The following is a 24,527-nucleotide window of genomic DNA, read 5'->3' as shown; positions in this document are numbered from 1 at the left end:
AGCATCGCCGGGCGCCCACGCTCGGAGCACCGGACGGACGGCAGCATGAGCGACTACGACCCGACGAAGATCGACGCCGCGACGGAAGAGCTGGGCGGCGCCCGGGTGCTGTTCGTCATGGCGGCCGCGGCCGAATATGGCCCGGCGCTGCGCCGCCGCATCGCGCCCCTGATGACCGGGGTCGGGCCAATCGAGGCGGCGCTCGGCACCGGCATCGCCCTGCATGCCCTGACACTGGCGGGCCATCGCCCGGACCTCGTGGTCTCGCTCGGCTCGGCGGGGTCGCGCACGCTCGAACAGGGCGAGATCTATCAGGTCTCGTCGGTCGCCTGGCGCGACATTGACGCATCGCCGCTGGGATTTGCCAAGGGCGTGACGCCGTTTCTCGACCATCCCGTCCACACGGCCTTGCCGACACCGGTGCCGAGCCTGCCGACGGCGCGGCTGTCGACGGGGTCCGACATCGTCTCAGGTGCGCGCTACGACGCGATCGACGCCGACATGGTGGACATGGAGACCTTCGCGGTACTGCGCGCCTGCCAGCGCTTCGACGTCAAGCTGGTCGGGCTGCGCGGCATTTCCGACGGGGCGGGGGACCTTCATCACTACGACGACTGGACGACGCTGCTGCATGTCATCGACGAGAAGCTCGCCGATGCCGTCGACCGGTTGGAGATCGCGCTCGATTCGGGACTGCTGGACGTCGGTTCGTCCTGACCGCCGCCCGGTCCGGGGATCGGCTTCCCCGAAGCCGGGCGGCGATCGACCGGATCAGGCGGCCTTCTTGTTGACCTTAACGTCGGCGAGCTTCGACAGCTTCTCGTCGGTCGCCTTTTCCTGCTTGAGGGTTTCCTGCAGCTTCGCGACGGCGTCCTTGTGGCCGAGGATCCCGGCCCAGGTGATCAGCGTGCCGTAGCGGGCGATCTCGTAGTGCTCGACGGCTTGGGCGGCGGCGACCATCGCGGCGTCGAGGGTTTCTGGATCCTCGACCTCGTCCATCAGCTCGGTCGCCTCGTCGATGATGCCGATGATCGCGTCGCACTTCACGGCGCGGGGCTTCTTGTCGAGGCTCTCGAACACCTCCTCGAGTCGCGTCACCTGCTCCTTGGTCTCTTCCAGATGGGTCTTGAACGCGGCCTTCAGATCCTCGCTCGCCGCTTTCTTCGCCATCTTGGGGAGAACCTTGGCGATCTGTTTCTCGGCATAGTAGATGTCCTGCAGCGTGTGCAGGAAGAGGTCGTCCAGCGATTTGACGCTCATGTCAGTTGCTCCGGATCGCGGCATCAGTACCGCGGCGCCAGAACGGCCTTGCGCGACCTGCGTTCCGCCTGCCGGGTGCGGTAATGCACAGGTGGCTACCGATGCGTCAGCCGCATACGGGCAATGCCGCGCGAGGTGCTGGACATTGCGCCCGTGCTTTTCTAAAGCCTCGCCATGACAGCGCACCCCGACACCGTCCTCATCGTCGACTTCGGCTCCCAGGTCACCCAGCTGATCGCGCGGCGCATCCGCGAAGCCGGCGTCTATTCCGAAATCGTGCCGTTCCAGTCGGCTGCCGAAGGCTTTCGCCGCCTGGCGCCGAAGGCCGTGATCCTGTCGGGATCGCCGGCTTCGGTGACGGACGCCGATGCTCCGACGGCGCCGACGGAAATCCTCGAGGCGGGCGTGCCGGTGCTCGGCATCTGCTACGGCCAGCAGACCATGTGCGCCCAGCTCGGCGGCAATATCGAAGGCGGGCTGCACCGCGAATTCGGCCGCTCCTTCATGGAGGTCAAGAAGGCTTCGCCGCTGTTCGAGGGCATCTGGGCCGAAGGCACCCGCCACCAGGTGTGGATGAGCCACGGCGACCGCGTCACGGCGCTGCCCGAGGGCTTCGAGATCATCGGCCAGTCTTCCGGCGCCCCCTTCGCGGCGATCGCCGACGAGGCGCGCCGCTTCTACGGCGTGCAGTTCCACCCCGAAGTGGTTCATACTCCCGACGGCGCCCGGCTTCTGTCGAACTTCGTCCACCGCATCGCCGGACTGTCCGGCGACTGGACCATGGCGGCGTTCCGCGAGCAGGCGGTCGAGGAGATCCGCGCCAAGGTCGGCGACGGCAAGGTCATCTGCGGCCTGTCCGGCGGCGTCGATTCTTCCGTTGCGGCGGTGCTGATCCACGAGGCGATCGGCGACCAGCTGACCTGCATCTTCGTCGATCACGGCCTGTTGCGGATGAACGAGGCGGACGAGGTCGTCGCGATGTTCCGCGACCATTACAACATCCCGCTCGTCCACGTTCAGGCGCAGGACATGTTCATCGACGCGCTGGAAGGCGAGATGGACCCGGAGGTCAAGCGCAAGACCATCGGCCGGCTGTTCATCGAGACCTTCGAGGCGGAGGCCAAGAAGATCGGCGGCGCCGATTTCCTGGCGCAGGGGACCCTCTATCCCGACGTGATCGAGAGCGTCTCCTTCACCGGCGGCCCGTCGGTGACCATCAAGTCGCACCACAATGTCGGCGGCCTGCCGGAGCGCATGAACATGCAGCTCGTCGAGCCGCTGCGAGAATTGTTCAAGGACGAGGTGCGCCTGCTCGGACAGGAACTCGGCCTGCCGGCGCATTTCGTCGGCCGCCAGCCCTTCCCGGGACCGGGCCTCGCCATTCGCTGCCCGGGCGGCGTGACCCGCGAGAAGCTTGATATCCTGCGCCAGGCCGATGCGATCTATCTCGACGAGATCCGCAAGGCCGGTCTCTACGATGCCATCTGGCAGGCCTTCGCCGTGCTTTTGCCGGTGCAGACCGTTGGCGTGATGGGCGACGGGCGCACCTACGAATTCGTCTGCGCGCTGCGGGCCGTCACCTCGGTCGACGGCATGACCGCCGATTTCTACCATTACGACATGGACTTCCTCGGCAACACCGCGACCCGCATCATCAACGAGGTGCGCGGCATCAACCGGGTGGTCTACGACGTGACCTCGAAGCCGCCGGGCACGATCGAATGGGAATGATGCCGCGCGCCTGACCGGGCCGCGATCGCCCGGGCCGGGCGGAGACCAGCCGACAGATGGACGAGAGATGACCGGAGCCAGCGCCGCCGCGACAGGCCGGCCGAGCACCAACACGCTCGGCATGGGGATCATGCTATTCGGCATCTTCCTGTTCATGGTCAACGACACGCTCGGCAAATGGCTGGTCTCGACCTATTCGGTCGGCCAGGTGCTGCTGATCCGCTCGGTGGCGGCGCTGGTCATCCTGGCGCCGTTCCTCGCGCGCACGGGACTGAAACCCCTCGTGAGCCTCGAACGTCCCGGCATGCAGGTGCTGCGGGTGGTCTTCGCCACCGTCGAGGTGCTCGCCTTCTACGGCGCCGTCGCCTATCTGCCGCTCGCCGACACCATGGCCTACTGGCTCGCCGCGCCGATCTATGTGGCGGCGCTCTCGCCGATCTTCCTGAAGGAGCGCGTCGGCATAAGGCGCTGGACGGCCATCGTCATCGGCTTCATCGGCGTGCTGGTGGTGCTGCAGCCGTCGCAGGCGAGCCTGACCGCGCCGGCCTTCATCGCCATCGGCGGCAGCCTGACCTTCGCGCTGATGATGATCACCGCGCGCAGCCTGCGCGGCACGTCCGACAAGGCGCTGGTCTTCTGGCAGACGGTCGGCGCGCTCGTCGGCGGGGCAATCCTGGCGCCGTTCGGCTGGGTGACGCCGGACCCGCTGGATCTGGGGCTGCTGGCGATCCTCGGTGTCGTGGCGATGGCGGCGCATATGTGCGTGACGCGGGCGTTCAAGCTCGGCGACGCCGCCGACATCGCGCCGCTGCAATACACCATGCTCGTGTGGGCGATCCTGTTCGGCTACCTGGTCTTCGGCGATGTGCCGCGCCTGACCATGCTGTTCGGCGCGGCGATCATCATGGGGGCGGGGCTGTTCATCTTCTTCCGCGAACGCCAGCTCGCTCGGCGGGTGAGTTCGGCCCAGCCGGTGACGCCGGGCTGATCGCCCGGCGGTTCGACGAGAAGAGGCGGGCCGGTCAGGCCCGCAGGCGGATCAGCCGCAGCGGACCTGCGTGACGCGGTTGGCGTTGTCGGTCTCCATGTTCAGCCGGCCGGAGACGAACTCCTGGGTGACCGGCTGGTTCGGATACAGAACCCGCACGGTCTCGGCGCCCGTGGCCGCCTTTGCCGCTTCCACCGTCTCGACATTGGCGATCTCGCCGATGAGATACCGGGCGGCTTCCGGATTGCAGCTGCCGATGGCCGGGCCGCCCGGCGCCAGCCGGCCGTTGGTGCCGGCGGTGCCGCCGCCCGGCATCGGCGGCAATGCAGTCCCGCCGCCCATGCGGCCATCCGACTGCGCCCTCAGGCCCGCCGGATCGGGGCGCTCGGTGGCGCAGCCGGCCACCAGCAGCGCGGCGCTCGTCAAAAGGGCGAGGGACATGGGGCGCATCATCGAAAGATCCTTCATCATGGTCTTGCTCGGGCGGCGTGAAGACCGGCCCGATTCTGGTCGATTCGCCGCAACCCTAGGGCAGGCACCGGCAGGGAAGGAAGCGGCAAGGCGGCGAAAACCGCGAAGTCGTCGCCAGGATCGCGTCAGATCGGGACATTTCTGCTACGCTTCGACCGGCGCGCACGCCGTGCCCGCCGGTCCGTCAGAGGGGAAATTCCACATGGCCATTCTCATCCTCGGCCTGGTCATCTTTCTCGGCGTGCATTCCCTGCGGATCATTGCGGAGCCGACGCGCGACCGGCTGCTGGCGCGGTTTGGCGAGAACCGGTTCAAGGGCATCTACTCGGTGCTGTCGCTCGTCGGGCTGATGCTGATCATCTACGGCTATGGCGCCGCGCGCATGGCGACGGTGCCGCTCTACACGCCGCCGCCGGGCCTCGGCCATCTTGCCCTGCTCCTGGTGCCGGTGGCCTTCGTCCTCGTCGCAAGCGCCTATCTGCCGACCGGACGGATCAAGACGGCGGTCCGGCACCCGATGGTGCTGGGCGTCGGCCTGTGGGCGCTGGGGCATCTTTTGGCCAACGGCACGGTTGCCGACGCGGTACTCTTCGGCAGTTTCCTGGTCTGGGCGGTCCTCGACTATGCCAGCGCGGTCCGCCGTCCGGTCCCGGCGCCGGCGGCGAGGGCGCCCGGCCTGCGCGGCGATCTCCTGGCGGTCGTCGTCGGTCTCGGCCTCGCGGCGGCGTTCATCCTGTGGCTGCATCGCTGGTTCTTCGGCGTCGCACCGATCGCTTAGCGGTTCATCACGGCGCGCACGCCCTTTCACCTGCGGCAAAAATCGTTAGAAGACCCCAAGTGTTCTTGCGTGCCGGGCCGATGGTCCCGGCCACGGCCGGTTTTCGAAGAGTGGATGGATGAGCGACGACAGTTTCTTTCGCGAAGTCAGCGAAGAGCTTCGCCAGGACAGGGTGAAAGCCATCTGGACGCGGTTCGGGACCTATATCCTGGCCGCGGTGATTCTGGTGGTCGTCATCACCGCGGCCGTCGTCGGCTGGGACCGGTACCAGACCGCCCAGGCCAACGCCTCGGGCGATGCCTATCTCGCCGCGCTGCAGCTGGCGCGTGACGGCAAGCCCGACGAGGCCATCACCGCGCTCGAAGCCCTGGCGACCGACAGCTACGGCGCCTATCCGGACCTTGCCCGCATGAGCATCGGCGGCGTCTATCAGGCGCAGGGCAAGTTCGACGAGGCGGTCGCCGCCTTCGACAAGGTGGCGGCGGATTCCGGCGCGCCCGACGCGCTGCGCGACATGGCCGCCGTGCGCGCCGCCTATGTGCTGGTCGACCACGGCGCGCTCAGCGACGTCCGCAGCCGTGTCGAACGGCTGACCGGCGACAGCGAGGCCTTGCGCTTTCCGGCTCGCGAAGCCGTGGCGCTGGCCGCCTGGAAGGCCGAGGACACCGAAACCGCGACGACGCTGTTCCAGCAGCTGGTCGACGACCCCGGTGCGCCGAACGGCATCATCAGCCGGGCCCGGCTGATGCTCGACCTGATCGCCGCCGGCAAGCCGATGCCCGAGGGCACCGTGATGCCGGACGAGATCGGTGCGACGACGGCGCCTGCAACCGCCGCTCCGGCGGACGCAACCGCGCCCGTCGCGGCCTCCGAGACGACCGCCCCGGAGGCCACGCCTTCGGCGCCGGCGACCGAGGCGCCGGCCGCTGCCAGCGACGAAGCAGATCCCGATGGAACAGCCACCGAGGGTGCAGCGCCCGAGGCTCCGGCGAGCCCGGATGCGGCTACTGGCGAAGCGCCGGCTGCGCCCGCCGCCGCTGGGGCGCTGCCCGAAGGGGCTGCCGCGCCAAGCGTCGCCGTTCCCACGACCGGGCTCGGCATCACCGATCCCGCGGCCGCCCCCGAGGCTGCCGCGCCGGAACAAGCCGAGCCGACCACGACCGACGCGCCGCAGAGCGCGCCGGCCGCTCCGGCGCCCGCCGGCGCCGACTGAACCGCTGCGGCGCCGTCGCCTGCGGCCGGGTTCACCCGGTCCGGACGTCGCCGCAAACCGATCGGATCGGGGCAGAGCTCGCACGTGACACACGGCCGGCGCCCCGATCGCAACCGGCCCCGGCTTCGTACCGGTGTGCCCCATCGCTCCGGAGGAGCGCGGAGACCGTCATGGTCACCATCGCCATTATCGGCCGACCCAATGTCGGCAAGTCCACCCTGTTCAACCGCCTCGTCGGCAAGCGTCTGGCGCTGGTCGACGACCGGCCCGGCGTCACCCGCGACCGCCGCACCGGCGACGCGACGCTGCTCGACCTCGACTTTGAGGTGGTCGATACGGCCGGCCTGGAAGAAGCCGGCGCCGACACGCTGGAAGGCCGGATGCGCACCCAGACCGAGACGGCGATCGCCTCGGCCGATCTGTGCCTGTTCATGATCGACGTGAAGGCCGGCGTCATGCCCCAGGACAGGGCCTTCGTCGAGATCATGCGCCGCACTGCCGGCAAGGTGATCCTCGTCGCCAACAAGTCGGAAGCCCGCGGGGCGGAAGCCGGCATGCTCGACGCCTTCGAGCTGGGGCTGGGCGAGCCGATCGGCATTTCCGCCGAGCATGGCGTCGGCATGGGCGAATTGCGCGACGCCATCCTCGAGGCGCTGGGCGAGGAGACCTTCGCCGACGACACGCCGGAGCCCGAGGAAGCGCTGGTGGACGTGCCGGTCGAGGATGACGAGGTCGAGCCCGTCTACGACGCCACCAAGCCCCTGCGGATCGCCATCGTCGGCCGCCCGAATGCCGGCAAGTCGACGCTGATCAACCGGTTCCTCGGCGAGGACCGGATGCTGACCGGCCCGGAGGCCGGCATCACCCGCGACTCCATCGCCAGCGAATGGGAATGGCGCGGCCGCACGATCAAGGTCTTCGACACGGCCGGCATGCGCCGCAAGGCGAAGGTGCAGGAAAAGCTGGAGAAGCTGTCGGTGGCCGACGGCCTGCGCGCGATCAAGTTCGCCGAGGTCGTGGTCGTCGTGTTCGACGCGACAATCCCGTTCGAGCGCCAGGACATGTCGATCGTCGACCTGGTCATGCGCGAAGGCCGGGCGCCGGTCATCGCCTTCAACAAGTGGGATCTGATCGAGGACCGCCAGGAGGTGCTCGCCGATCTGCGCGAGAAGACCGACCGTCTGCTGCCGCAGGCGCGTGGCATTCGCGCCATCACCGTGTCGGGTGAAACCGGCGAGGGCGTCGAGCGGCTGATGAAGGCGATCGTCGATACCCACGAGGTCTGGAACAAGCGGATCTCGACGGCCAAGCTGAATCAGTGGCTCGACCGTATGGTTACCAGACATTCTCCGCCGGCCGTCGCGGGGCGCCGGATCAACATAAAATACATGACGCAGGTCAAATCGCGTCCGCCGACGTTCATGATCTCCACGAGCCGCCCGGATGCGCTCAACGCGTCGTATACGCGCTATCTTATCAATGGGTTACGCGAAAGCTTCGGGCTCTTTGCCGTGCCGATCCGCCTCGGTCTGCGCAAGCCGGACAATCCCTACGCCGGAAAACGCAAGCGTCCGTCTTGAAATCGCCATCGTCTGTTAACCAAGAAACAAGGTTAATGGGGGACGTTGGGTGACGCCCGTTATATGACGCAGGCTTGATGGGGGAATGATGACGGCTGTTGAACAGCACGCGGGGACACGCCTGCAGAAACTGTCGAAGGCTCGGACGGCCAAGGCCGTGGTTCTGGCCACTGGCTGTTTCGCTTCCCTCGCGATGGTGACCAGCCCGGTCGCCCGTCAGGACATGACCAGCCTTCTCGGCGGTTCCGGTCATGCAAACCAGTGGCGGGCCTATTTCGTTCCATCGAAAATCGGCACCACGGAAACGGCGGCCATCGCCTTTGCCGGATCCGATCTGCGCGAGCCGATCCCCGCCGGGCTGAAGCTGCCCGAGGGCATGGAAGCCGTCGCCGCGCCGCAGATCGAGGCGGCCATCGTCAAGCCCGAGGAAACCCGGATCATGCGCGAGGACAAGGGCGCCCGCGTCCTGTCCCTCGTTCCGGCCAGCAACCTGCCGCCGCGCGGCTTCTCCGCCGGTTCGATCCTCGAGCGCCAGTCGCTGCTCGGATCGCGCGTCGTCGGTGGCCAGGAGCGCATTCGCACCGCCTTCTCCAAGGTCACCCAGACGACCAAGGAGGCGATCACCGTCGCCATGAACTTCCAGCTTCAGGGCCCGCCGAAGATTCCGGGCGCCAAGACGCTGACGCCGAACGACAAGATCATGCTGGCCTCGCTGAAGCCCTCGGCCGGCGACACCAACGCCCTCGGCTACGCGCCGTCGACGGGCAGCGCACGGACCTCCTCGCTGTTCGAGACGATCCTCAAGGATACGCCGGAAGCCTTCATCCCGCCGATCGGCGACAAGGACCATGCCTGGGCGGCGACGCCGCTGCCGGCGGAGACCATGTCGAAGAAGGAGCAGAGCTGTCTTGCCAACGGCCTCTATTTCGAGGCGCGCGGCGAGAGCACCATGGGGCAGGCCGCCGTGGCGCAGGTCATCCTCAACCGCGTCCGCAACCCGGCCTTCCCGAACACGATCTGCGGCGTCGTCTACCAGAACAAGAACTGGCGCAATCGCTGCCAGTTCTCCTTTGCCTGCGACGGCGCGCGCGACCGCGTGTCCGACAGCGGCTCCTGGGCCAAGGCCAAGCGCATCGCCGAACAGGTCACGCGCGGCGAGATCTGGATCAACGAGGTCGGCTCCGCGACCCATTACCACGCCAATTACGTCCGCCCCCGCTGGGCCGGCGCGATGGAGCGGGTGGACAAGATCGGCAAGCACATCTTCTACCGCACCTTCAACGGCGGCTGGTAAGCGGCACGGCCTTCGCGAAGACCTGTTCGCCGCGCCACCCATGACCGCGATCCTGCGCCGGCGGATCGTCTCCGCGGCGAGGTTTTCGACCCGAACCATTCCCCTTGGCGAAGCGATGCTGTAGAGCGCCGTTAAGACAGCGGTACGGTTCGGGGAAGACATCATGGCTCAGAACAGCAAGCGACTTCTGGAAATGCTGAGCGCGCAGCCGGTGGTTCCGGTGGTCGCCGTGGAATCCGCCGCCGAGGGCGTCGCACTGGCCCGTGCGCTGGCCGCCGGCGGCCTGAAGGCGATCGAGGTGACCCTGCGCACCCCGGCCGCGCTGGAAGCGATCATGGCGATCGCCAGCGAGGTCCCGGAGACGCTGTGCGGCGCCGGCACCGTTCTCACCCCCCGCCAGTTCGACCGCGCCACCAAGGCCGGCGCGCAGTTCATCGTGTCGCCGGGGGCGACGATGGAACTGCTCGACGCTGCGCGCTCGTCCGAAGCGCCCATGCTGCCGGGATCGGCAACGCCGAGCGAGCTGATGGCGATGCTGGAAGAGGGCTACGAGGTGCTAAAGTTCTTCCCGGCCGAACAGATCGGCGGGGCGGCGTTCCTCAAGTCGATTTCGCCGGTGTTTCCGAGCCTGCGCTTCTGCCCGACCGGCGGCATCTCGATGAAGAATGTCCGCGACTATCTGGCCCTGCCGAACGTCATCTGTGTCGGCGGTTCCTGGGTCGCGCCGAAGGCTGCGGTCGAGGCCGGCGACTGGGACGCGATCACCGCACTCGCCCGCGAGGCCGTCGCCCTGCGCAGCTAGTACTTGCGCGGTTGCCGCGGCAGGCAACCTCTGCAAGGCGGGGCACGATCCCAGCCCATCGGGTCGGAGGCTTCGCGTCGATGATCGCACGGGACCGCGGCAAATCATCTTGACGCGGCAGCGCCCGACGAGCATTGTCCCGCCTGCGCGGGCGTAGTTCAGTGGTAGAACGCAAGCTTCCCAAGCTTGATGTCGTGGGTTCGACCCCCATCGCCCGCTCCAGCCCCATCAGCGCCTGTCCCGATATCGTTCCTGCCTCACCGGCTGCTTTTCCGCAGTCGTTTCGGCCGCAGATGGATGCAGCCGGTCGCGCGACGCAAAACGCCAGCCACGAGGGCTGGCGTCTCGGGATGTCGGGTGCCTGTGTCGTTATCTGAACAGGCTGAGGGCGATGTCCGGGGTCGAATTGGCAAGCGACAGGCTCTGCACGGCAAGCTGGCGCTGGGCCTCGAGCGCACGGTAGCGGGTTGAGGTCTCTTCCATGTCCGCGTCGACCAGCCGCGAGATGCCCTGTTCCAGCGTCTGCGTGACAGTCCGGGTGAACTCCGTCTGCATCTCCAGCCGCTTGCTGATGGCGCCGAGGACGGCGGCCCCGGACACCACGCGCTGCTGCATGGTGTCGACCTGCTGCAGATAGTCCTCGATCGCGTTCGGATTGGCGGCCACGTCCACGTCGAGAATGCCGATCGCGGTGAGGGGCTCGATGTTCACCTGCAGCCCGCTGACAACCATGCGCGACTTGGTGCCCGCCTCACGGTTCGCTGCGGGATCGAGGCGCAGGACGATGTCGCCGGCCGTCTCCTCGATCAGCAGGTCCGGAATGTCGTTCAGATCCGTCAGGATGGCGTGCATGTCCGCGGCCGTGTTCACCCAGCCGTCGTCGGTGCCCAGCACCCGGTCCACGAGATCGCGGTCGATCAGATAGGAGCGCGAAACGCTGTTGGCGGTCAGCGAGTACGAGACCTCGACGTCCCGGTAGATGCGGAAGGGCTGGAAATCCAGCGTGACGGTGGAGGCGCGCTCACCATAGGTCGTCGCGGTGTTGCCGAGGCCGCCCGTGCCGGAGGCCGTGGTGGCGAAATCCTTGATGGCGAAGGAGGCGCCCGGCTTTCCGCTGGTCTCGCGGTCACGGAAGTTGATGGCGTTCGGGACGAGATCGTATGTCTGCGTCGTGGAATTCCAGACGGTGACATGGCCGACCGAGACTTCATTGCCCGTGATCGCCGCGTCGAGGACCTGGATCATCTCGTGGTAGTCCGCGACCACGCCGTCGGTCCGTCCGGTCGTGGCGTCGACGAGGGCCCGGTCGATGACGACGGAGATGTCCTGGCCGAGATCGTAGGGGCCGGGCAGGCCCGGGGTGCCGGGGTTGTCGGCGTCGACCGTCATGGTGAAGGTCATCGTGTCGCTGAGGCCGAAGGTCACCGGACCGCTGAATGTGAAGGTGCGGTCGACCGAGCTGGCGGTGTTGGATGGGGTATAGGACGGCGGATAGACGGCGGCGATCGAACGCAAGCCACCAATGTTCCTGGGGCTGCGGGGATCGGGCTGCAGCATGCCGCCGCCATCGACGTTGAACAGGGACGTCTTCTGCAGATCGACGCCGATCGTGCCGACCGACAGCCCCGACGTGCTGGATCGCGACAGCGAGGCGACCAGCATGGTCGAGCGGCGGTCCACCGGCGTCTCGTAGATGTCGGGCACGTTGGTCTGGAGCCAGTTCTGGCCGGAGAAGCTCGCGGCCTGGGAGGTGGCGACGATCGCGGCCTGAAGCTGGCTGATCTCGGCCTGCACCTTCTGGCGGTCGACGCCGGGCTCCATGGCGACCACCAGCCGCTCCTTGATGTCAGCCAGCATGTCGCCGACCTGCACCATTGACGTGTAGGCGACGTCGGTCGTGGCCGAGCCAAGGCCCAGCGCGTCGGCGACGGCACCAAGCGCCTTGACGTCCGAACGCATGCCGGTCGCGATCGACCAGTAGGACGCGTTGTCGGCGGCCGAGCCGACCCGGTAGCCCGTGGCCATCGCGGTCTGATTTGCGTCCGATGCAGATTGCAGCGAACGCAGGTTGGCAAGCGCCGTCATCGCGGCGCCGTTGGTCCGTATACTGATCATGTGGAGGGCCTCGTAAGGCGGGCTTAGTTATGTTTAACGATATAGGTTCCGGTTGCTTAACAGAGCCTTATCGCCATCAGGAGTGGTGTTCGCGGAATGCATGGCCGGCTATCGCTCGGCGCAGGAGGCTGTCACGCGAGGGGTTCGAGCCTGGTCCGCTGAGCGTCTCGGCGGAAGTGCGCAGCGGGAGATGGAGAGGGCTGACCGGTGCGCGCGACACTGTGCATCTGACCGGGGTCTGGCACTGCCTATAGTCCACCAGTGAGGTTCATGCGGGCCGGCCACGCCGGGTCGTTTGCCCGCTTGGAGAGGACCGCGGGAAGGCGCTGCGGAGCAACGTGGGGTAGAGCAGGCGTCGATGAGCCGCGGAGCAGCGCGGCGTATGAACGGCGCCGCTCGCGAGCGCACCACAACGCGGCTACAGGGCCGCGACGTGCCTATACCCCTTCGTCCCGCGGCGCATTGCGCGGCGAAAACCGGACGATCTGGATTCGTCGTAAACGATCTCAGACGAGACGATCGCTGCCTCGGGAAGCCGGGTCAGGACGCCTGCAGATAATCCGTCGCTCCGGCCGTGGCGCGGGCGATGATCGCCTCGACGCGGCAGGCGATCGCCTGGCTGCGGGTCGCCTCGGCGTCGAGCGCCAGGCCCCAGCGGTCGAAATCCCGCGCATGCTCCCAAAGCCCGCTCGCGCAGGCTTCGAGGTGGTCGATCGTCGCCGCTGTCAGCGGCGCTGCCGTGACCGGCACGGAACGGGAATCGCGTCTGTCCTTCATGGCGCGAGCCTAGCATGGGGAATCGCCGGATGACTGCGGGGCGGCCTGCAGTTTCCGGTGGACAAGTGGGGATAACGGGGAATGTCGCAGGGCGTCCCCGAGAGGTCGTTGCGTCATCTTCGAGGGCTAAGCGCCTGCAAGTCTTAACCATCCGTTAACAAAATGGTGGCCGGCCACTCGCAGCCGTGCATATTTAATCATCAACAAGCAATCCAGCGGCATTGCGGGAGAATAGCATGTCCACGATGACGGCAGCCAAGGATACCACCCCAGATATGAGCGACTTTCTCACCGAGGAACTGTCGAGAGACTTTGCCGATCGCAGCGACAAGCCGAGTGCGGCGTCGAATGTGCTGTCGGGACCGCCGCTGATCATGGACGAACCGGTGCCGCGGTTGCCGCGCCGCATCGAGGGTGGTTTCACCGGGCTCGGCCATGATCTCGACCGGCACGGCCGGGAATGCCGCAACGCGGCGCGACTGATGGAGCAGCTACGTCCCCAGCTCGAGACGGCGGAAGCCGAACGGCTCCGCCTGAACCAGGCGCTGACGCGGATCCTGCCGGAGATCGAGGAACACGGCCGCAGTCTCGCCGGGATGATCGAAAGCGCACGCAAGGGCGACGTGAGCGGCGATCTGGCCGGCAAGTTCGCCAAGAGCGCGGCCAAGCTCGATGAGCTCGAGAGCCTTGCCGAGGCAATGAACGTCAATCTGATGGCTGTCCGCTCCGCCTGGGAGCAGTATGCTCGCGCGGCCATCCAGGCCCAGCGCCTGCGGGATGGCCTCAAGGGGCACTGACGGCATTCGGCGGCGCGACCGCCAAGTCGGCGCAGACGACTTTCAAATGACGGGCGGTCGGGATGGCCGCCCGTCTTGCGTTGGGAGCGGCTCGCCCACCGAGCCTTTCACACTCCGGGACAGAGACGCCTAGCTGGCGCTGAAATGCGGTTCGGTGCGGTAGCGCTGGTCGCAGAGGTCGGCCCGGGCGCGGATGTCGTGATGGGTCTTCTCCCACCGGTGGGGATCGCGCGCGAGCTGGACCACCGCGCGCAGCGACGCGAGCGCGATCAGCAGCCAGTAGAGATGAACGAGGGCGTAATATTTCGGCAGGGTAGCGCGCTCCTCCGGCTGCAGCGCCGGGAGTGACAGCGCGACGAAGGCGATGAAGCCGCCGGTCGCGTTGAACAGGTCGAGCGCGAAGATCAGGCCTGCGAGGCCGCCGGGCAGGCCGTGGTTCAGCGCCGACACCAGCGTCGACAGCACCAGCACGAGAAACACCGGCTGGATCAGCGCCGAGGCCAGCATGCCGACGAACAGCATCTGGAACACAGCGAAGCTGACCGGGCCGAGTTCGCGCCACAGCCTGAGCGGCTGGCGCATGTGGACCAGCCAGGTCTGCAGCCAGCCCTTCGTCCAGCGTGTGCGCTGGCGATACCAGACCGGCCAGCGTTCGGGGGCATCCTCCAGCGTCGGCCGTGTCAGCGTGCCGATCGTCCAGCCTTCGCGATACAGCCGCATGCCGAGATCGGCGTCCTCGGTGACATTGTGGGAATCCCAGCCGCCCACCGCGGTCAGGCAATGGCGGCGGAAATGGTTCGAGGTGCCGCCCAGCGGCATCGGCAGGCGATGGCGCGCAAGCCACGGCAGCAGCCGCCGGAACAGCGCCGCATATTCCAGCGCGAAGAGGCCGGCCAGCCAGTTCTGCTGGCCGTTGCGCACGACGAGCGGCGCCTGCAGGCAGGCAAGGTCACCGGGGCCGCTGCGGAATCGGTGGAACGCCTCGCGCAACTGGCCGGGGTCCGGCTCGTCCTCGGCGTCGTAGAGCGCGACGAATTCGCCCCGGCAGAGCGGCAGGACGAAGTTCAGCGCCTTCGGCTTGGTGCGCGGCTCGCCGGGCGGCACGGCGACGATCTCGAACTGCGGCAGTCCGGCGGTGGCGCGGCGCGCCTCGGCGATGGTCGCCGGATCGTCGGCCTCGCAGACCAGCTTGATCTCGATGCGGCTGGTCGGCCAGTCGAGGCGCGACAGGGACGCGACGAGGCGCTCGATCACCCCCGTTTCCTGATACAGCGCGACGAGGACCGAATAGACGGGCAGGGGGCCTGTCTCCATATCCGCGTCCGGCTTGGGCTTGGGAGGGGCCGGCAGCGCCGCGACGATGCGGATGGCGAGACAGGCGGCGAAGGCGATGCCGAACAGCGGATGCAGGACCGCGGCGGTTGCGGACGGGGCCATGGCGAAGGCGGCGAGAACGGCGCAGGCGGCAAAGGCCAGCAACGCCGCCTGGCCGGCCTCGACGACGGTCCGCGCCGAGTGGCGCGGCGCGCTCCGGGCAAGGCTGAGCGTCGCATCCTCGATGCGCCGAGCCGCGCTGCGGGACGCCAGGGCCGCGCCGATGTCGGCTTCGGTGGTCAAGCGCGCCTTGCGCCGGACGTCCGGCTGCAGGGCGAGCAGCGCGGCGACCCGGTCGAGATCTTCGAGGCGCGGGCGCAGGAACAGCTTGGTCTCGAGATCCGCGCCGCAGGTCTTCAGAAGGCGCGGAGAACCGGCAGGCTGGAAATCGCGAAGACCGATGATCCGTTCGTCCGGGCCGATGGGCTCGTGGGGCAGATCCAGCGCTTCCGCCATCAGGCGTGTCAGGCGATCGGCGGTCACGTGCCGGCCGGCGATCAGTTCGGCGGCGAGGTCGGTCCGGTTCTCGGCTGCCGCGCGGCGAGCGCGGCTGAGGGCTTCCGCGGTCAGGCCCAGCCGGGCGATCACGCGGTCGGTGACGCCTCCGGCGAAGCGGGCGCCGCCCGGCGGTTGCGACGGAGTATCGAGCGGTTTCGGACGCGTGAAGCGGGCATTCTTGCGTATGGCCGGTTGCGGGCCATAAGGTCCCGCCGCATAAGCCGTTCGAGGATCGGTCTGATCGTCACGCACGCAAACGACCCGCTCCAGGATGAAGTGTCGGGGCGCCGGCCGGCACCCGGTTGCATCGTGCGCGAGTGATGACGCAAGGGAAAGAAATCTATGCGGGTATGTTTCGCGTCAGGGTTGTTGCTGGTTGGAATACTCGTGTCCGCCGCTGGATTCCTCGGGGATGCAGTGACCGGTGTTGCCACCGTGAAGGCCCAGGTGGCGACGCCGAATTTCTTCGACCAGCGCCAGCGCATGACCAAGCCCGATCTCGGCGCGCGCACGCGCATCCGCTTCCTGACGACGACCAACTACCCGCCGTTCAACTTCCTCGACCGGCGGGGCCGGCTGGCGGGGTTCAATGTCGATCTCGTCCGGGCGATCTGCGAGGAACTGGATATCCTGCCGCGCTGCCAGATCGAGGCGATGGCGTTTCGCGACCTGGTGCCCGCACTGCAGCGCGGTGACGGGGAAGCGATCGTCGCCGGCCTGTCGATGACGCCCGACACGCGGCGCGACCTTGCCTTTACAGAACCCTATTTCCGGTATCCGGCACGCTTCGTGACCACCAGGGAGGCGCCGGTGAAGGAGCCGGTCGCCGACACGCTGGCCGGCAAGCCGGTGGGCGTTGCCGAGGGCAGTGCCCATGCGGCCATGCTGCGCAGCTTCTTTCCGCAGATCGACCGGCGGCTGTATCCCACCCGCGACGACGGACTGGCCGCTTTGCGCAAGGGCGAGGTCGCCGCCTATTTCGGCGACGGCGTCGGCCTGTCCTTCTGGCTGGAGAGCAACGCCGCCGAGGATTGCTGCGGTTTTTCCGGTGGGCCGTTCCTGTCGGACCGGTTCCTCGGCGAGGGACTGTCCATCGCCGTGGCGCCGAAGGACGAGGAACTCGCCCGGGCCTTCGACTATGCGATCGGCCAGCTCGTCGAGAGCAAGCGGTTTTCCGAATTGCTGCTGCGCTACTTCCCGGTCAGCGCCTTCTGACGGCGCGCCGCTAGAGGCGCCGGTATCGCACCCGGGCGGAATGCTCGATGGCCCCGGCGGTCAGCCGGTCGAGCTCGAAGGCGTCGCGCAGCATTTCCAGGAAGCGCAGTTCCGGCTGGCTGGCGTGGACGTCGGAGGCCGCAACCTCGATCGCCAGCGCATAGGCCGTTTCGTACAGCTTTTGCGGCAGCGCCGACATCAGGTTGTCGATGATCGTCTGCAGCCCGTCTTCCTGTTCGAGAATATGGCTGCAGCGCTCGGAAATGCCGTTCAGCCGGCCCCGATCGAAACCTTCGAAGACCGGCAGCGTGTCGAGGATGGCCTGCAGCTCCCGCAGCTCGTGGTCGCTGATCGCGCCATCCGCCGCGGCCATCGACACCATGAGATGAACCAGGGCTTCGCGTGGTCCGAGATCCGACATTGTCTGCCTTCCTTGCTTCAGGGCTACCCTCGGCAAGCTATGCACCCGGGGCGGCCGCAACAAGCCGTCATTCGGCGCGGGCGGCTTTTGTTGACGCGCCGCCGGCTTCTTTCTAGACCGGGCGGCACCTGACGGTCCCCCGGCAATCTGCGCGTCCCCTTCGCAGTGCGCGCGGACGCCCGGGACCCGGATTTTCGAGGAATGCCTTCATGCCGAGCCCGCAGCCGGACACCGTCGACGTCGATCTCTTGCGGACCGAAGCCATGGCGTCGAATGCCTGGCCCTTCGAGGAAGCGCGCAAGCTGCTGAAGCGCTTCGAGAAGAGCGGCATGCCGGCGGAAGTCCTGTTCCAGACCGGCTACGGCCCGTCGGGGCTGCCGCATATCGGCACCTTCGGCGAGGTCGCGCGGACCTCGATGGTCCGCCACGCCTTCACGGTCTTGACCGACGGCGCCGTGCCGACGCGGCTCCTGTGCTTCTCCGACGACATGGACGGCCTGCGCAAGGTGCCGGACAACGTGCCGAACCGCGAGATGCTGGCGACCCATATCGGCAAGCCGCTGTCGCGGGTGCCCGACCCGTTCTCCGACGATTATCCGAGCTTTGCCGCCCACAACAATGCGCGGCTGCGGGCCTTTCTCGACCGGTTCGGCTTCGATTACGAATTCGCCTCGGCCACCGATTACTACGCCTCCGGCCGCTTCGACGCGACGCTCCTGAAGATGCTCGCCGCCTATGACGAGGTGCGGGCGATCATCCTGCCGACGCTCGGCGCCGAACGGCAGGCGACCTATTCGCCCTTCCTGCCGATCCATCCGCGCACCGGCATCGTCCTGCAGGTGCCGACCGTCGAACGCGACGTCGAGCGCGGCATGATCGCCTATCTCGATCCGGAGACGGGTGAGCGGATCGAAACCACGGTCACCGGCGGCGCGGTGAAGTGCCAGTGGAAGGCCGACTGGGCCATGCGCTGGGCGGCGCTCGGCGTCGACTACGAGATGGCCGGCAAGGACCTGATCGATTCCGTCACCCTGTCGTCGAAGATCTGCCGGGCGCTCGGCTCGGCGCCGCCGGAGGGGTTCAATTACGAACTCTTCCTCGACCAGAGCGGGCAGAAGATCTCCAAGTCGAAGGGCAACGGCCTGACCATCGACGAATGGCTGTCCTATGCTTCGCCGCAGAGCCTGGCCTTCTACATGTTCGGCAAGCCGCGCGCCGCCAAGCGGCTGTTCTTCGACGTCATCCCCAAGGCCGTGGACGACTACTACCAGTTCGTCTCCGCCTATCAGCGCCAGGAACTGCGCCAGCAGCTGCAGAATCCGGTTTGGCACATCCACAACGGGACGCCGCCGGCCAAGGGCGTGCCGGTGCCCTTCGCCATGCTGATCAACCTTGTCTCGGCCTCCAACGCGTCGAATGCCTCGACCCTGTGGGGCTTCATCACGCGCTACGCGCCGGGGGTGACCGCCGAGACCGATCCCGAACTCGATCAGCTCGTCGGCTATGCGCTGCGCTATTACGAGGATTTCGTCCGGCCGGCGAAGACGTTCCGCGCCCCGGACGCGGTCGAGCGTGAGGCGCTGGAATCGCTCGATGCCGCCTTTGCGTCGCTGCCGGCCGATGCCGATGGCGAGGCGATCCAGAACGCGCTGCTGGACGTCGCCCGGCCGATCGAGCGGTATCAGGACCACAAGAAGTCGGGGCCGCAGGGCGGACCGGGCGTGTCCGGCGAGTGGTTCCAGGCGCTCTACCAGATCCTGATCGGACAGGAAAAAGGTCCGCGTTTCGGCTCCTTCGCGGCGCTTTACGGTCTTTCCGAAACCCGCGCCCTGATCCGCGACGCACTGGAAGGCCGGCTGGCTTCAGGCGCCTGACGCCCGGGCTGTCTCTGCTCGAACCGAACTGCGGCGGGCGTTCGCCGCCGTCTATCGCCAGATGCCGCGCTTCTCGCGCCGGGCTTCGGCCTCGGCGTCCTGATAGGGACCGCCGGGCGCCGCCTCGGCCCAGCCATTGCGCACGATCCATGCCCCGACATCGTCGCCGCGCAGCGTGCAGGCGCTGGTGATCGTCTCGTCGCGGTCGCCGAAATCCTCCGGGACCTCGCAGCGGATCGAGCGCGAGCGCAGGTAATTGCGCAGCTCTGTGCGCGCCCGCATGCCGCAGGGCCAGGCGTTCGCCCCCTCGCCGCAGCTGCGCTCCAGGGGGAGCGACGCAATGCCGGGCAGGGCGATCGTGCCGCGGCCGATCGTCAGGTGGGCGGTGTCGCGCGCGATCGGGCGGGGCAACAGGATCTGCCGGGTTTCGGTGTTTTCGGGCTCTGCGGCTTGCTGCGGCGACGGGTCGGGCGCGCGCGGCGGCAACCGGCGGAGCGGGCCGTCCGTCGCGGGGCCGCTGGTGATGCCGTCGGGCGTGACGTTCCGGCCGAGGCGGGGCGCTAGGCCGTCGCCATTCGGGGCGCGTGCCGGCTCGGGAGCAGAGGGCGCTGACGGCTCGGCCGATTGCTCCGCCGCCGGCGGGACAATGCGGTCCGGCTCCTCCAGTTCGTCGGGGGACGGCAACAGCCAAAAGAGGAGAGCGGCCAGCGCCGCAAGGCCGAGGGCGACGAGCAGCGTGCGGATCACGCGCCGACTGCCGCCGGTCCTGCTCAAGGCCGGCTCGTCCCGCCGCCGGGACGCGGTTGCAGGATCACTGGCTGGCCCACAGGATGCGCGCCATCCATTCCACCTCGTCCATCTGGAACTGGCGGTCGGGGAAATCCGGATTGGTCGACGCCAGCTCGATGGTGCGGCTGGTCTGGCGCTGCAGGATCTTGGCCATCACCTCGCCTTCGCGGGTGCGCACCACGACCCGGTCACCGCGCCGGACGGCGGCGGCCGGGGAGACGATGAGGATGTCGCCATCGCGGTAGAGCGGCATCATCGACTGGCCCGATACCTCGAGGGCATAGACCGTCTCGTCGCCGGTCGAGGGCAGGGCGATCTCGTCCCAGCCCTGGCCGGCCGGAAAACCGGAATCGTCGAAGAACCCGCCACCGCCGGCCTCGGCGAAGCCGAGCAGCGGCACGCTCATGGCGGGGCTGGGCGAGCGGGGACCGCCCGGCGTCTCGCCGCGCATCAGCGCCGCGAATTCCTCGATGCTGGTGTCGGTCGCGGCGATGACCTTAGCGATGGATTCGGTCGAGGGCCAGCGCGGGCGTCCGTCACTGGCATTGCGCTTGGACTTGTTGAAGGTCGTCGGATCGAGGCCGGCGCGCCGGGCGAGGCCGGAGGGCGACATCCGGTGACGGGTCGCCAGGGCGTCGATCGCCAGCCATATCCGGTCATGGGAAAACATCGTGTGCGAAGCCCGGTCTGCGTCAGAGGAATAAATACCTCTGACCGGTCTTAAAGCGCCATCGTGCCGCTGTCCATATCGTAGCGTCAAATTCTTCGGTGGCGGCCGGGCCTGCCTTTGCGCAGTAGTGCGCCGCTGGGCAGCGGCCATGGTTGGTGCCATATGCTCTTCCAGCCTTATGGACGGGGCTGCCGACGCGCGGCGTATCGCGGCGGCATGCGATGGCAGGAACGGAATGGCGGCATGGATCTGAAGTTCGCGGCGCATACCAGCGAGGAAACCCGGCGCCGGGCCAGCGAGCCGGGGCGCGGCCGCAGCGCCGGCGGGCCGATGTCGATCCCCTGGAAGGGCTGGAAGGACATCAGCCTGCGCATCTACGCCTCGTTCTTCGATGACCGGGTGATGCTGATCGCCGCCGGCGCGACCTTCTACCTGCTGCTGGCGCTGTTTCCGGCCTTCGCCGTCTTCGTCTCGCTTTATGGCTTCGTCGCCGACCCGGTCTCGATCGGCGAGCATATCGCCTTCATCGGCCAGTTCCTGCCGACGGCCGGCACCGAGCTCCTGGAATCGCAGCTGGCGCGGCTGGTGAGCCAGGATTCCTCGTCGCTGTCGCTGGGCTTCGTCAGCGGCCTGCTGTTTGCGCTGTGGAGCGCCAATAACGGCATCAAGACCCTGTTCGAGGCGATGAACGTCGCCTATGGCGAGCGCGAGCAGCGCAGCTTCTTCAAGCTGAACCTCGTCGCCTTCTGCTTCACCCTCGGCGCCATCTTCATCGGCATCGTGCTGATCGTCACCGTCGGCGTCGTTCCGGTGGTCATGGCCGTCTTCGGCCTGCAGAGCTTCTCGGAGACCATGATCGCGGCGATGCGCTGGCCGGTGGTCTTCGGGCTGATCGTCGTCGCCATCGCGATGATCTATCGGTATGGGCCCAGCCGCCGGCGCGCCCGCTGGAAATGGGTGGTCTCCGGCGCGCTCCTGGCCGCCGTCGTCTGGCTTATCGCCTCGCTCGGCTTCTCCTGGTACCTGCAGAACTTCGCCAATTACAACGCCATGTACGGCTCGCTCGGCGCCGTCATCGGCTTCATGATGTGGGTGTGGATTTCCTCGCTGATCTTCATCATCGGCGCCGAGATCAATGCCGAGATGGAGCACCAGACGGCGCACGACACGGTGAACGACCCGCCCAGGCCGATCGGCGAACGCGGCGCCCGGGTCGCCGACACGCTGGGCAAGAGCTCGCGGCGCGATCCCGCCCCCACGGCGGAGAAGCGCGGCCTGTTCCGGCGCAAGCACAAGCATCCCGCCTGACGGCTTGCATGGCCGGCCAAAGCAGTCTCTTTTTGCGAGGTTGAGGGGGGGGGAGGCCGCATGTCCATCAGCCTGTTCGAGCTGTTCAAGATCGGGATCGGGCCGTCGTCGTCCCACACGGTGGGGCCGATGTGGGCGGCACGCCGCTTTCTCGACCGGCTCGACGATCGCGGGCTGAAGGGCGAGACGGCGCGGGTCGTCGTGCATCTCTACGGTTCGCTGGCGCTCACCGGCACCGGCCACGGCACCGACAAGGCGGTGATGCTCGGCCTGGCCGGCCTGCAGCCCGACACGCTCGACCCTGACGATGCCGAGGACCTGTTCGCCTATATCCGCGACAAGGGCGAGCTGCAGCTCGACCGCGGCCAGCGCGTGCCGTTTCGCGACGGCGAGGAGCTGATCTTCCTGAAACGCGAACGCCTGCCGCACCATTCCAACGGCATGCGCTTCACCGCCTTCGACGCGGCGGACCGGGAGATCGACCGGGCGGACTATTACTCCGTCGGCGGCGGTTTCGTGATGTCGGCGGAAGACGCTGCCGGAGAGACGCCGGTGCTGACCAATGCCCGCGCGCCCTACGAATTCAGCTCCGGCGACGAGCTTCTGGCGCTGTGCGAGGCGCATGGCCTGTCGATCGGCGAGGCGGTGCTTGCCAATGAGGAGACCTGGCGTTCGCGGGCCGAGATCCGCGACGGCATTCTAGGCATTCGCGATGCCATGCTCGATTCCATCGAGCGCGGCTGCCGGATGGATGGCATCCTGCCGGGCGGGCTGAAGGTGCGGCGGCGGGCCAAGCAGCTTCACAATGAGCTCCTGCGAAAGCCGGAGAAGGCGCTGCGCGATCCGCTGACGACGCTCGACTGGGTCAATCTCTACGCCTTAGCCGTGAACGAGGAGAACGCCGCCGGCGGCCGCGTCGTCACCGCGCCGACCAACGGGGCGGCGGGCGTCATCCCGGCGGTGCTGGCCTATTACGAGCGCTTCGTGCACGGCGCGACGGACGATGGCGTCGTCACCTTCATGGCGACATCGGCGGCGATCGGCGCGCTCTACAAGCAGAACGCCTCGATCTCGGCGGCCGAGATGGGCTGCCAGGGCGAGGTGGGCGTCGCCTGCTCGATGGCGGCGGCCGGCCTTTGCGCCGTTCTGGGCGGGACGCCGCGGCAGGTGGAGAACGCCGCCGAGATCGCCATGGAGCACAATCTCGGCCTGACCTGCGACCCGATCGGCGGGCTCGTGCAGATCCCCTGCATCGAGCGCAACACGATGGGGGCGATGAAGGCGATCAACGCCGCGCGCCTGGCCCTGAAGGGCGACGGCACGCATTTCGTCTCGCTGGACAATGTCATCGAGACGATGCGCCAGACCGGCAACGACATGAGCGAGAAATACAAGGAAACCGCAATGGGCGGGCTCGCCGTCAACGTCACCATCTGCTGAGGCAGTGGCCGCATCGCGAATGGTCGCCATGCCCGTGACCGGGCATGGGCTGGCCTATCAGCTGCGCTGGTCGACGAAATCGCGGAAGACGAAGCCGCGCTGGCCATTCGCCGAGACCTCGCACCAGGAGGTGCAGGCGATGACGGTGACCGCCATGCCCTTTTCCAGGACGGCGACGATGGTCGCATTGTTCTCCGGCTTGGCCCGCATGTTGACGCTGGCCGTGACGATGCCGCCCGGGCCTTCCTCCGGCTGTGCGGCCGCGAGCTCTTGCTGGGGCGGTGCGCTGTCGGCTGGGACTGCCGTTGGGGCGGTCCCGCGCAGGGCTTCCTCGACGGTGAGGGGGGCGGAATCGGTCGACGGCGGCGTCTGCGCGGTCGGGACCTGCGGGACGATCGGCCCGAGCGGCGCGACGGTGTCCAGATCGATCGCGCCGGGGCGTGGCGGCTCGATGCTGTCGGCGTCGGCAATGATCGGGCCGACGCTGCCGGTCGTGCTCAGATAATCGGGATTCTCGACGGCTGCGACGAGCTGGGCCGCATCGGGCGGCAGGCGCAGATTGAGTGCCGCGGCGACGGCGGCCTCGCTCATGGCCGGGGGGCGGGCGACGGTTTCGGGCATCGCGGCGATGGCGGGGCGCAGGCGACTGCCGGTCTCGGCCGAGGCGACCCGTTCGGCCACCGGCGCCATGGCATCGGCCATGCGCCGGGCGATGGCCGCGTCGTCGGATGCCGCGGGCGTCGACTGCGCGACCTGCGGGGCGTTGCCGGCCGGAGTGCTCGTGCGCAGGAGCGTCGGCGTCAGCGCGGCGACGATGGCCACCGAGGCGATCGTCGCCAGGATATAGGCGGTGATGGGCCGACGCCGCAGGCGCGTGAAGAAGCCGGGCGGCCGGCCACGGTTCGTCAGCCGTCCGGTCGGCTGCCGGCCCTGGACCAAACGGTCGACCCAGCCGGTATCGGCCTGCCGGCGATCGTAATCTGAACGACGCTCGACAAGGCGTCTGCGAATCGCCTCCTCGCTCGGCCGATGTCGATTGCGCGGCCCCCTCGTCATCCTGCTTCTCCTCGTCGGCCGCGTGCCGCGCCGGGCGCCGATGGCAGCTCCGGGGCGCGCCTGCCGCAAATTTCCG

22 protein-coding genes and 1 tRNA gene are annotated in these 24,527 nt (G+C 67.9%); 14 read left to right on the top strand and 9 right to left on the bottom strand.

Going from position 1 to position 24,527, the window contains the following annotated elements:
• The first annotated feature begins 45 nt into the window (after positions 1–45).
• Positions 46–717 (top strand): 5'-methylthioadenosine/S-adenosylhomocysteine nucleosidase, encoded by a 672-nt coding sequence (locus ACEQX1_RS17170; RefSeq protein ID WP_370195770.1) that lies wholly within the window; start codon positions 46–48, stop codon positions 715–717.
• A 54-nt stretch (positions 718–771) separates the two neighbouring features.
• Here the strand turns inward: ACEQX1_RS17170 and ACEQX1_RS17165 are convergent, their stop codons facing one another.
• On the bottom strand, positions 772–1,260 hold the full coding sequence (locus ACEQX1_RS17165) for a ferritin-like domain-containing protein (protein WP_370195771.1): 489 nt from the start codon (positions 1,258–1,260) through the stop codon (positions 772–774).
• A 174-nt stretch (positions 1,261–1,434) separates the two neighbouring features.
• On the opposite strand from ACEQX1_RS17165, the gene guaA reads away from it, so the two are divergent.
• Positions 1,435–2,991: a glutamine-hydrolyzing GMP synthase gene (gene guaA / locus ACEQX1_RS17160; protein WP_024349121.1), complete on the top strand. Its 1,557-nt coding sequence runs from the start codon at positions 1,435–1,437 to the stop codon at positions 2,989–2,991.
• A gap of 67 nt (positions 2,992–3,058) precedes the next feature.
• Complete coding sequence (locus ACEQX1_RS17155; RefSeq protein WP_228238192.1) at positions 3,059–3,979, top strand: DMT family transporter; 921 nt, start codon at positions 3,059–3,061, stop codon at positions 3,977–3,979.
• A 51-nt stretch (positions 3,980–4,030) separates the two neighbouring features.
• Here the strand turns inward: ACEQX1_RS17155 and ACEQX1_RS17150 are convergent, their stop codons facing one another.
• Complete coding sequence (locus ACEQX1_RS17150; protein ID WP_162142644.1) at positions 4,031–4,432, bottom strand: I78 family peptidase inhibitor; 402 nt, start codon at positions 4,430–4,432, stop codon at positions 4,031–4,033.
• Between the two features lie 220 nt (positions 4,433–4,652).
• Between ACEQX1_RS17150 and ACEQX1_RS17145 the strand changes: the two genes are divergently transcribed.
• From ACEQX1_RS17145 to ACEQX1_RS17120, 6 genes are all read left to right on the top strand, one after another.
• Positions 4,653–5,228, top strand: coding sequence for an NnrU family protein (locus ACEQX1_RS17145; RefSeq protein ID WP_370195774.1), 576 nt, complete (start codon positions 4,653–4,655; stop codon positions 5,226–5,228).
• Positions 5,229–5,346: 118 nt separating this feature from the next.
• Complete coding sequence (locus tag ACEQX1_RS17140) at positions 5,347–6,441, top strand: tetratricopeptide repeat protein (RefSeq protein WP_370197207.1); 1,095 nt, start codon at positions 5,347–5,349, stop codon at positions 6,439–6,441.
• Between the two features lie 170 nt (positions 6,442–6,611).
• Positions 6,612–8,021, top strand: a complete 1,410-nt coding sequence (der, locus tag ACEQX1_RS17135; protein ID WP_009208472.1) for a ribosome biogenesis GTPase Der — start codon at positions 6,612–6,614, stop codon at positions 8,019–8,021.
• Positions 8,022–8,106: 85 nt separating this feature from the next.
• The gene (locus tag ACEQX1_RS17130) at positions 8,107–9,315 is read left to right on the top strand and encodes a cell wall hydrolase (RefSeq protein WP_370195368.1); all 1,209 of its coding nucleotides are present in this window, start codon (positions 8,107–8,109) and stop codon (positions 9,313–9,315) included.
• A 163-nt stretch (positions 9,316–9,478) separates the two neighbouring features.
• Positions 9,479–10,117: a 2-dehydro-3-deoxy-phosphogluconate aldolase gene (locus tag ACEQX1_RS17125; protein WP_009208474.1), complete on the top strand. Its 639-nt coding sequence runs from the start codon at positions 9,479–9,481 to the stop codon at positions 10,115–10,117.
• 147 nt (positions 10,118–10,264) lie between these two features.
• A tRNA-Gly gene (locus ACEQX1_RS17120) sits at positions 10,265–10,339 on the top strand.
• Between the two features lie 147 nt (positions 10,340–10,486).
• On the opposite strand, the gene ACEQX1_RS17115 is transcribed toward ACEQX1_RS17120, so the two are convergent.
• Positions 10,487–12,232, bottom strand: a complete 1,746-nt coding sequence (locus ACEQX1_RS17115) for a flagellin (RefSeq protein WP_370195367.1) — start codon at positions 12,230–12,232, stop codon at positions 10,487–10,489.
• Positions 12,233–12,772: 540 nt separating this feature from the next.
• The gene (locus ACEQX1_RS17110) at positions 12,773–13,009 is read right to left on the bottom strand and encodes a hypothetical protein (RefSeq protein ID WP_370195366.1); all 237 of its coding nucleotides are present in this window, start codon (positions 13,007–13,009) and stop codon (positions 12,773–12,775) included.
• Positions 13,010–13,284: 275 nt separating this feature from the next.
• Here ACEQX1_RS17110 and ACEQX1_RS17105 point away from each other — a divergent pair, with 275 nt between their 5' ends.
• Positions 13,285–13,806, top strand: a complete 522-nt coding sequence (locus ACEQX1_RS17105; RefSeq protein ID WP_370195365.1) for a hypothetical protein — start codon at positions 13,285–13,287, stop codon at positions 13,804–13,806.
• A gap of 129 nt (positions 13,807–13,935) precedes the next feature.
• Here the strand turns inward: ACEQX1_RS17105 and ACEQX1_RS17100 are convergent, their stop codons facing one another.
• Complete coding sequence (locus ACEQX1_RS17100) at positions 13,936–15,768, bottom strand: glycosyltransferase family 2 protein (RefSeq protein ID WP_370195364.1); 1,833 nt, start codon at positions 15,766–15,768, stop codon at positions 13,936–13,938.
• A gap of 327 nt (positions 15,769–16,095) precedes the next feature.
• On the opposite strand from ACEQX1_RS17100, the gene ACEQX1_RS17095 reads away from it, so the two are divergent.
• Positions 16,096–16,893 carry a transporter substrate-binding domain-containing protein gene (locus ACEQX1_RS17095; protein ID WP_370195363.1) on the top strand — a complete coding sequence of 266 codons (798 nt, stop codon included), beginning with the start codon at positions 16,096–16,098 and terminating at the stop codon, positions 16,891–16,893.
• Positions 16,894–16,903: 10 nt separating this feature from the next.
• On the opposite strand, the gene ACEQX1_RS17090 is transcribed toward ACEQX1_RS17095, so the two are convergent.
• On the bottom strand, positions 16,904–17,314 hold the full coding sequence (locus ACEQX1_RS17090; protein WP_024349109.1) for a tellurite resistance TerB family protein: 411 nt from the start codon (positions 17,312–17,314) through the stop codon (positions 16,904–16,906).
• Positions 17,315–17,523: 209 nt separating this feature from the next.
• On the opposite strand from ACEQX1_RS17090, the gene ACEQX1_RS17085 reads away from it, so the two are divergent.
• Positions 17,524–19,188, top strand: a complete 1,665-nt coding sequence (locus ACEQX1_RS17085) for a lysine--tRNA ligase (protein WP_230785488.1) — start codon at positions 17,524–17,526, stop codon at positions 19,186–19,188.
• Between the two features lie 51 nt (positions 19,189–19,239).
• Here ACEQX1_RS17085 and ACEQX1_RS17080 read toward each other — a convergent pair whose 3' ends face one another.
• Both ACEQX1_RS17080 and ACEQX1_RS17075 read right to left on the bottom strand, forming a co-directional pair.
• Positions 19,240–19,962, bottom strand: a complete 723-nt coding sequence (locus ACEQX1_RS17080; RefSeq protein ID WP_370195361.1) for a hypothetical protein — start codon at positions 19,960–19,962, stop codon at positions 19,240–19,242.
• A 37-nt stretch (positions 19,963–19,999) separates the two neighbouring features.
• Positions 20,000–20,647, bottom strand: a complete 648-nt coding sequence (locus ACEQX1_RS17075; protein WP_024349106.1) for a helix-turn-helix transcriptional regulator — start codon at positions 20,645–20,647, stop codon at positions 20,000–20,002.
• Positions 20,648–20,890: 243 nt separating this feature from the next.
• On the opposite strand from ACEQX1_RS17075, the gene ACEQX1_RS17070 reads away from it, so the two are divergent.
• Complete coding sequence (locus tag ACEQX1_RS17070; RefSeq protein ID WP_370197202.1) at positions 20,891–21,955, top strand: YihY/virulence factor BrkB family protein; 1,065 nt, start codon at positions 20,891–20,893, stop codon at positions 21,953–21,955.
• 60 nt (positions 21,956–22,015) lie between these two features.
• Positions 22,016–23,395 carry an L-serine ammonia-lyase gene (locus tag ACEQX1_RS17065; RefSeq protein ID WP_370195358.1) on the top strand — a complete coding sequence of 460 codons (1,380 nt, stop codon included), beginning with the start codon at positions 22,016–22,018 and terminating at the stop codon, positions 23,393–23,395.
• A gap of 57 nt (positions 23,396–23,452) precedes the next feature.
• On the opposite strand, the gene ACEQX1_RS17060 is transcribed toward ACEQX1_RS17065, so the two are convergent.
• Positions 23,453–24,451, bottom strand: coding sequence for an SH3 domain-containing protein (locus ACEQX1_RS17060; RefSeq protein WP_370197200.1), 999 nt, complete (start codon positions 24,449–24,451; stop codon positions 23,453–23,455).
• Positions 24,452–24,527 lie beyond the last annotated feature (76 nt).

The sequence above is a fragment of the Aurantimonas sp. genome (assembly GCF_964217435.1).
In the GTDB taxonomy this organism is placed as follows: domain Bacteria; phylum Pseudomonadota; class Alphaproteobacteria; order Rhizobiales; family Rhizobiaceae; genus Aurantimonas; species Aurantimonas coralicida.
Note: the sequence above shows the minus strand (reverse complement) of the source record. Positions and strands in the feature narration are given on the sequence as shown.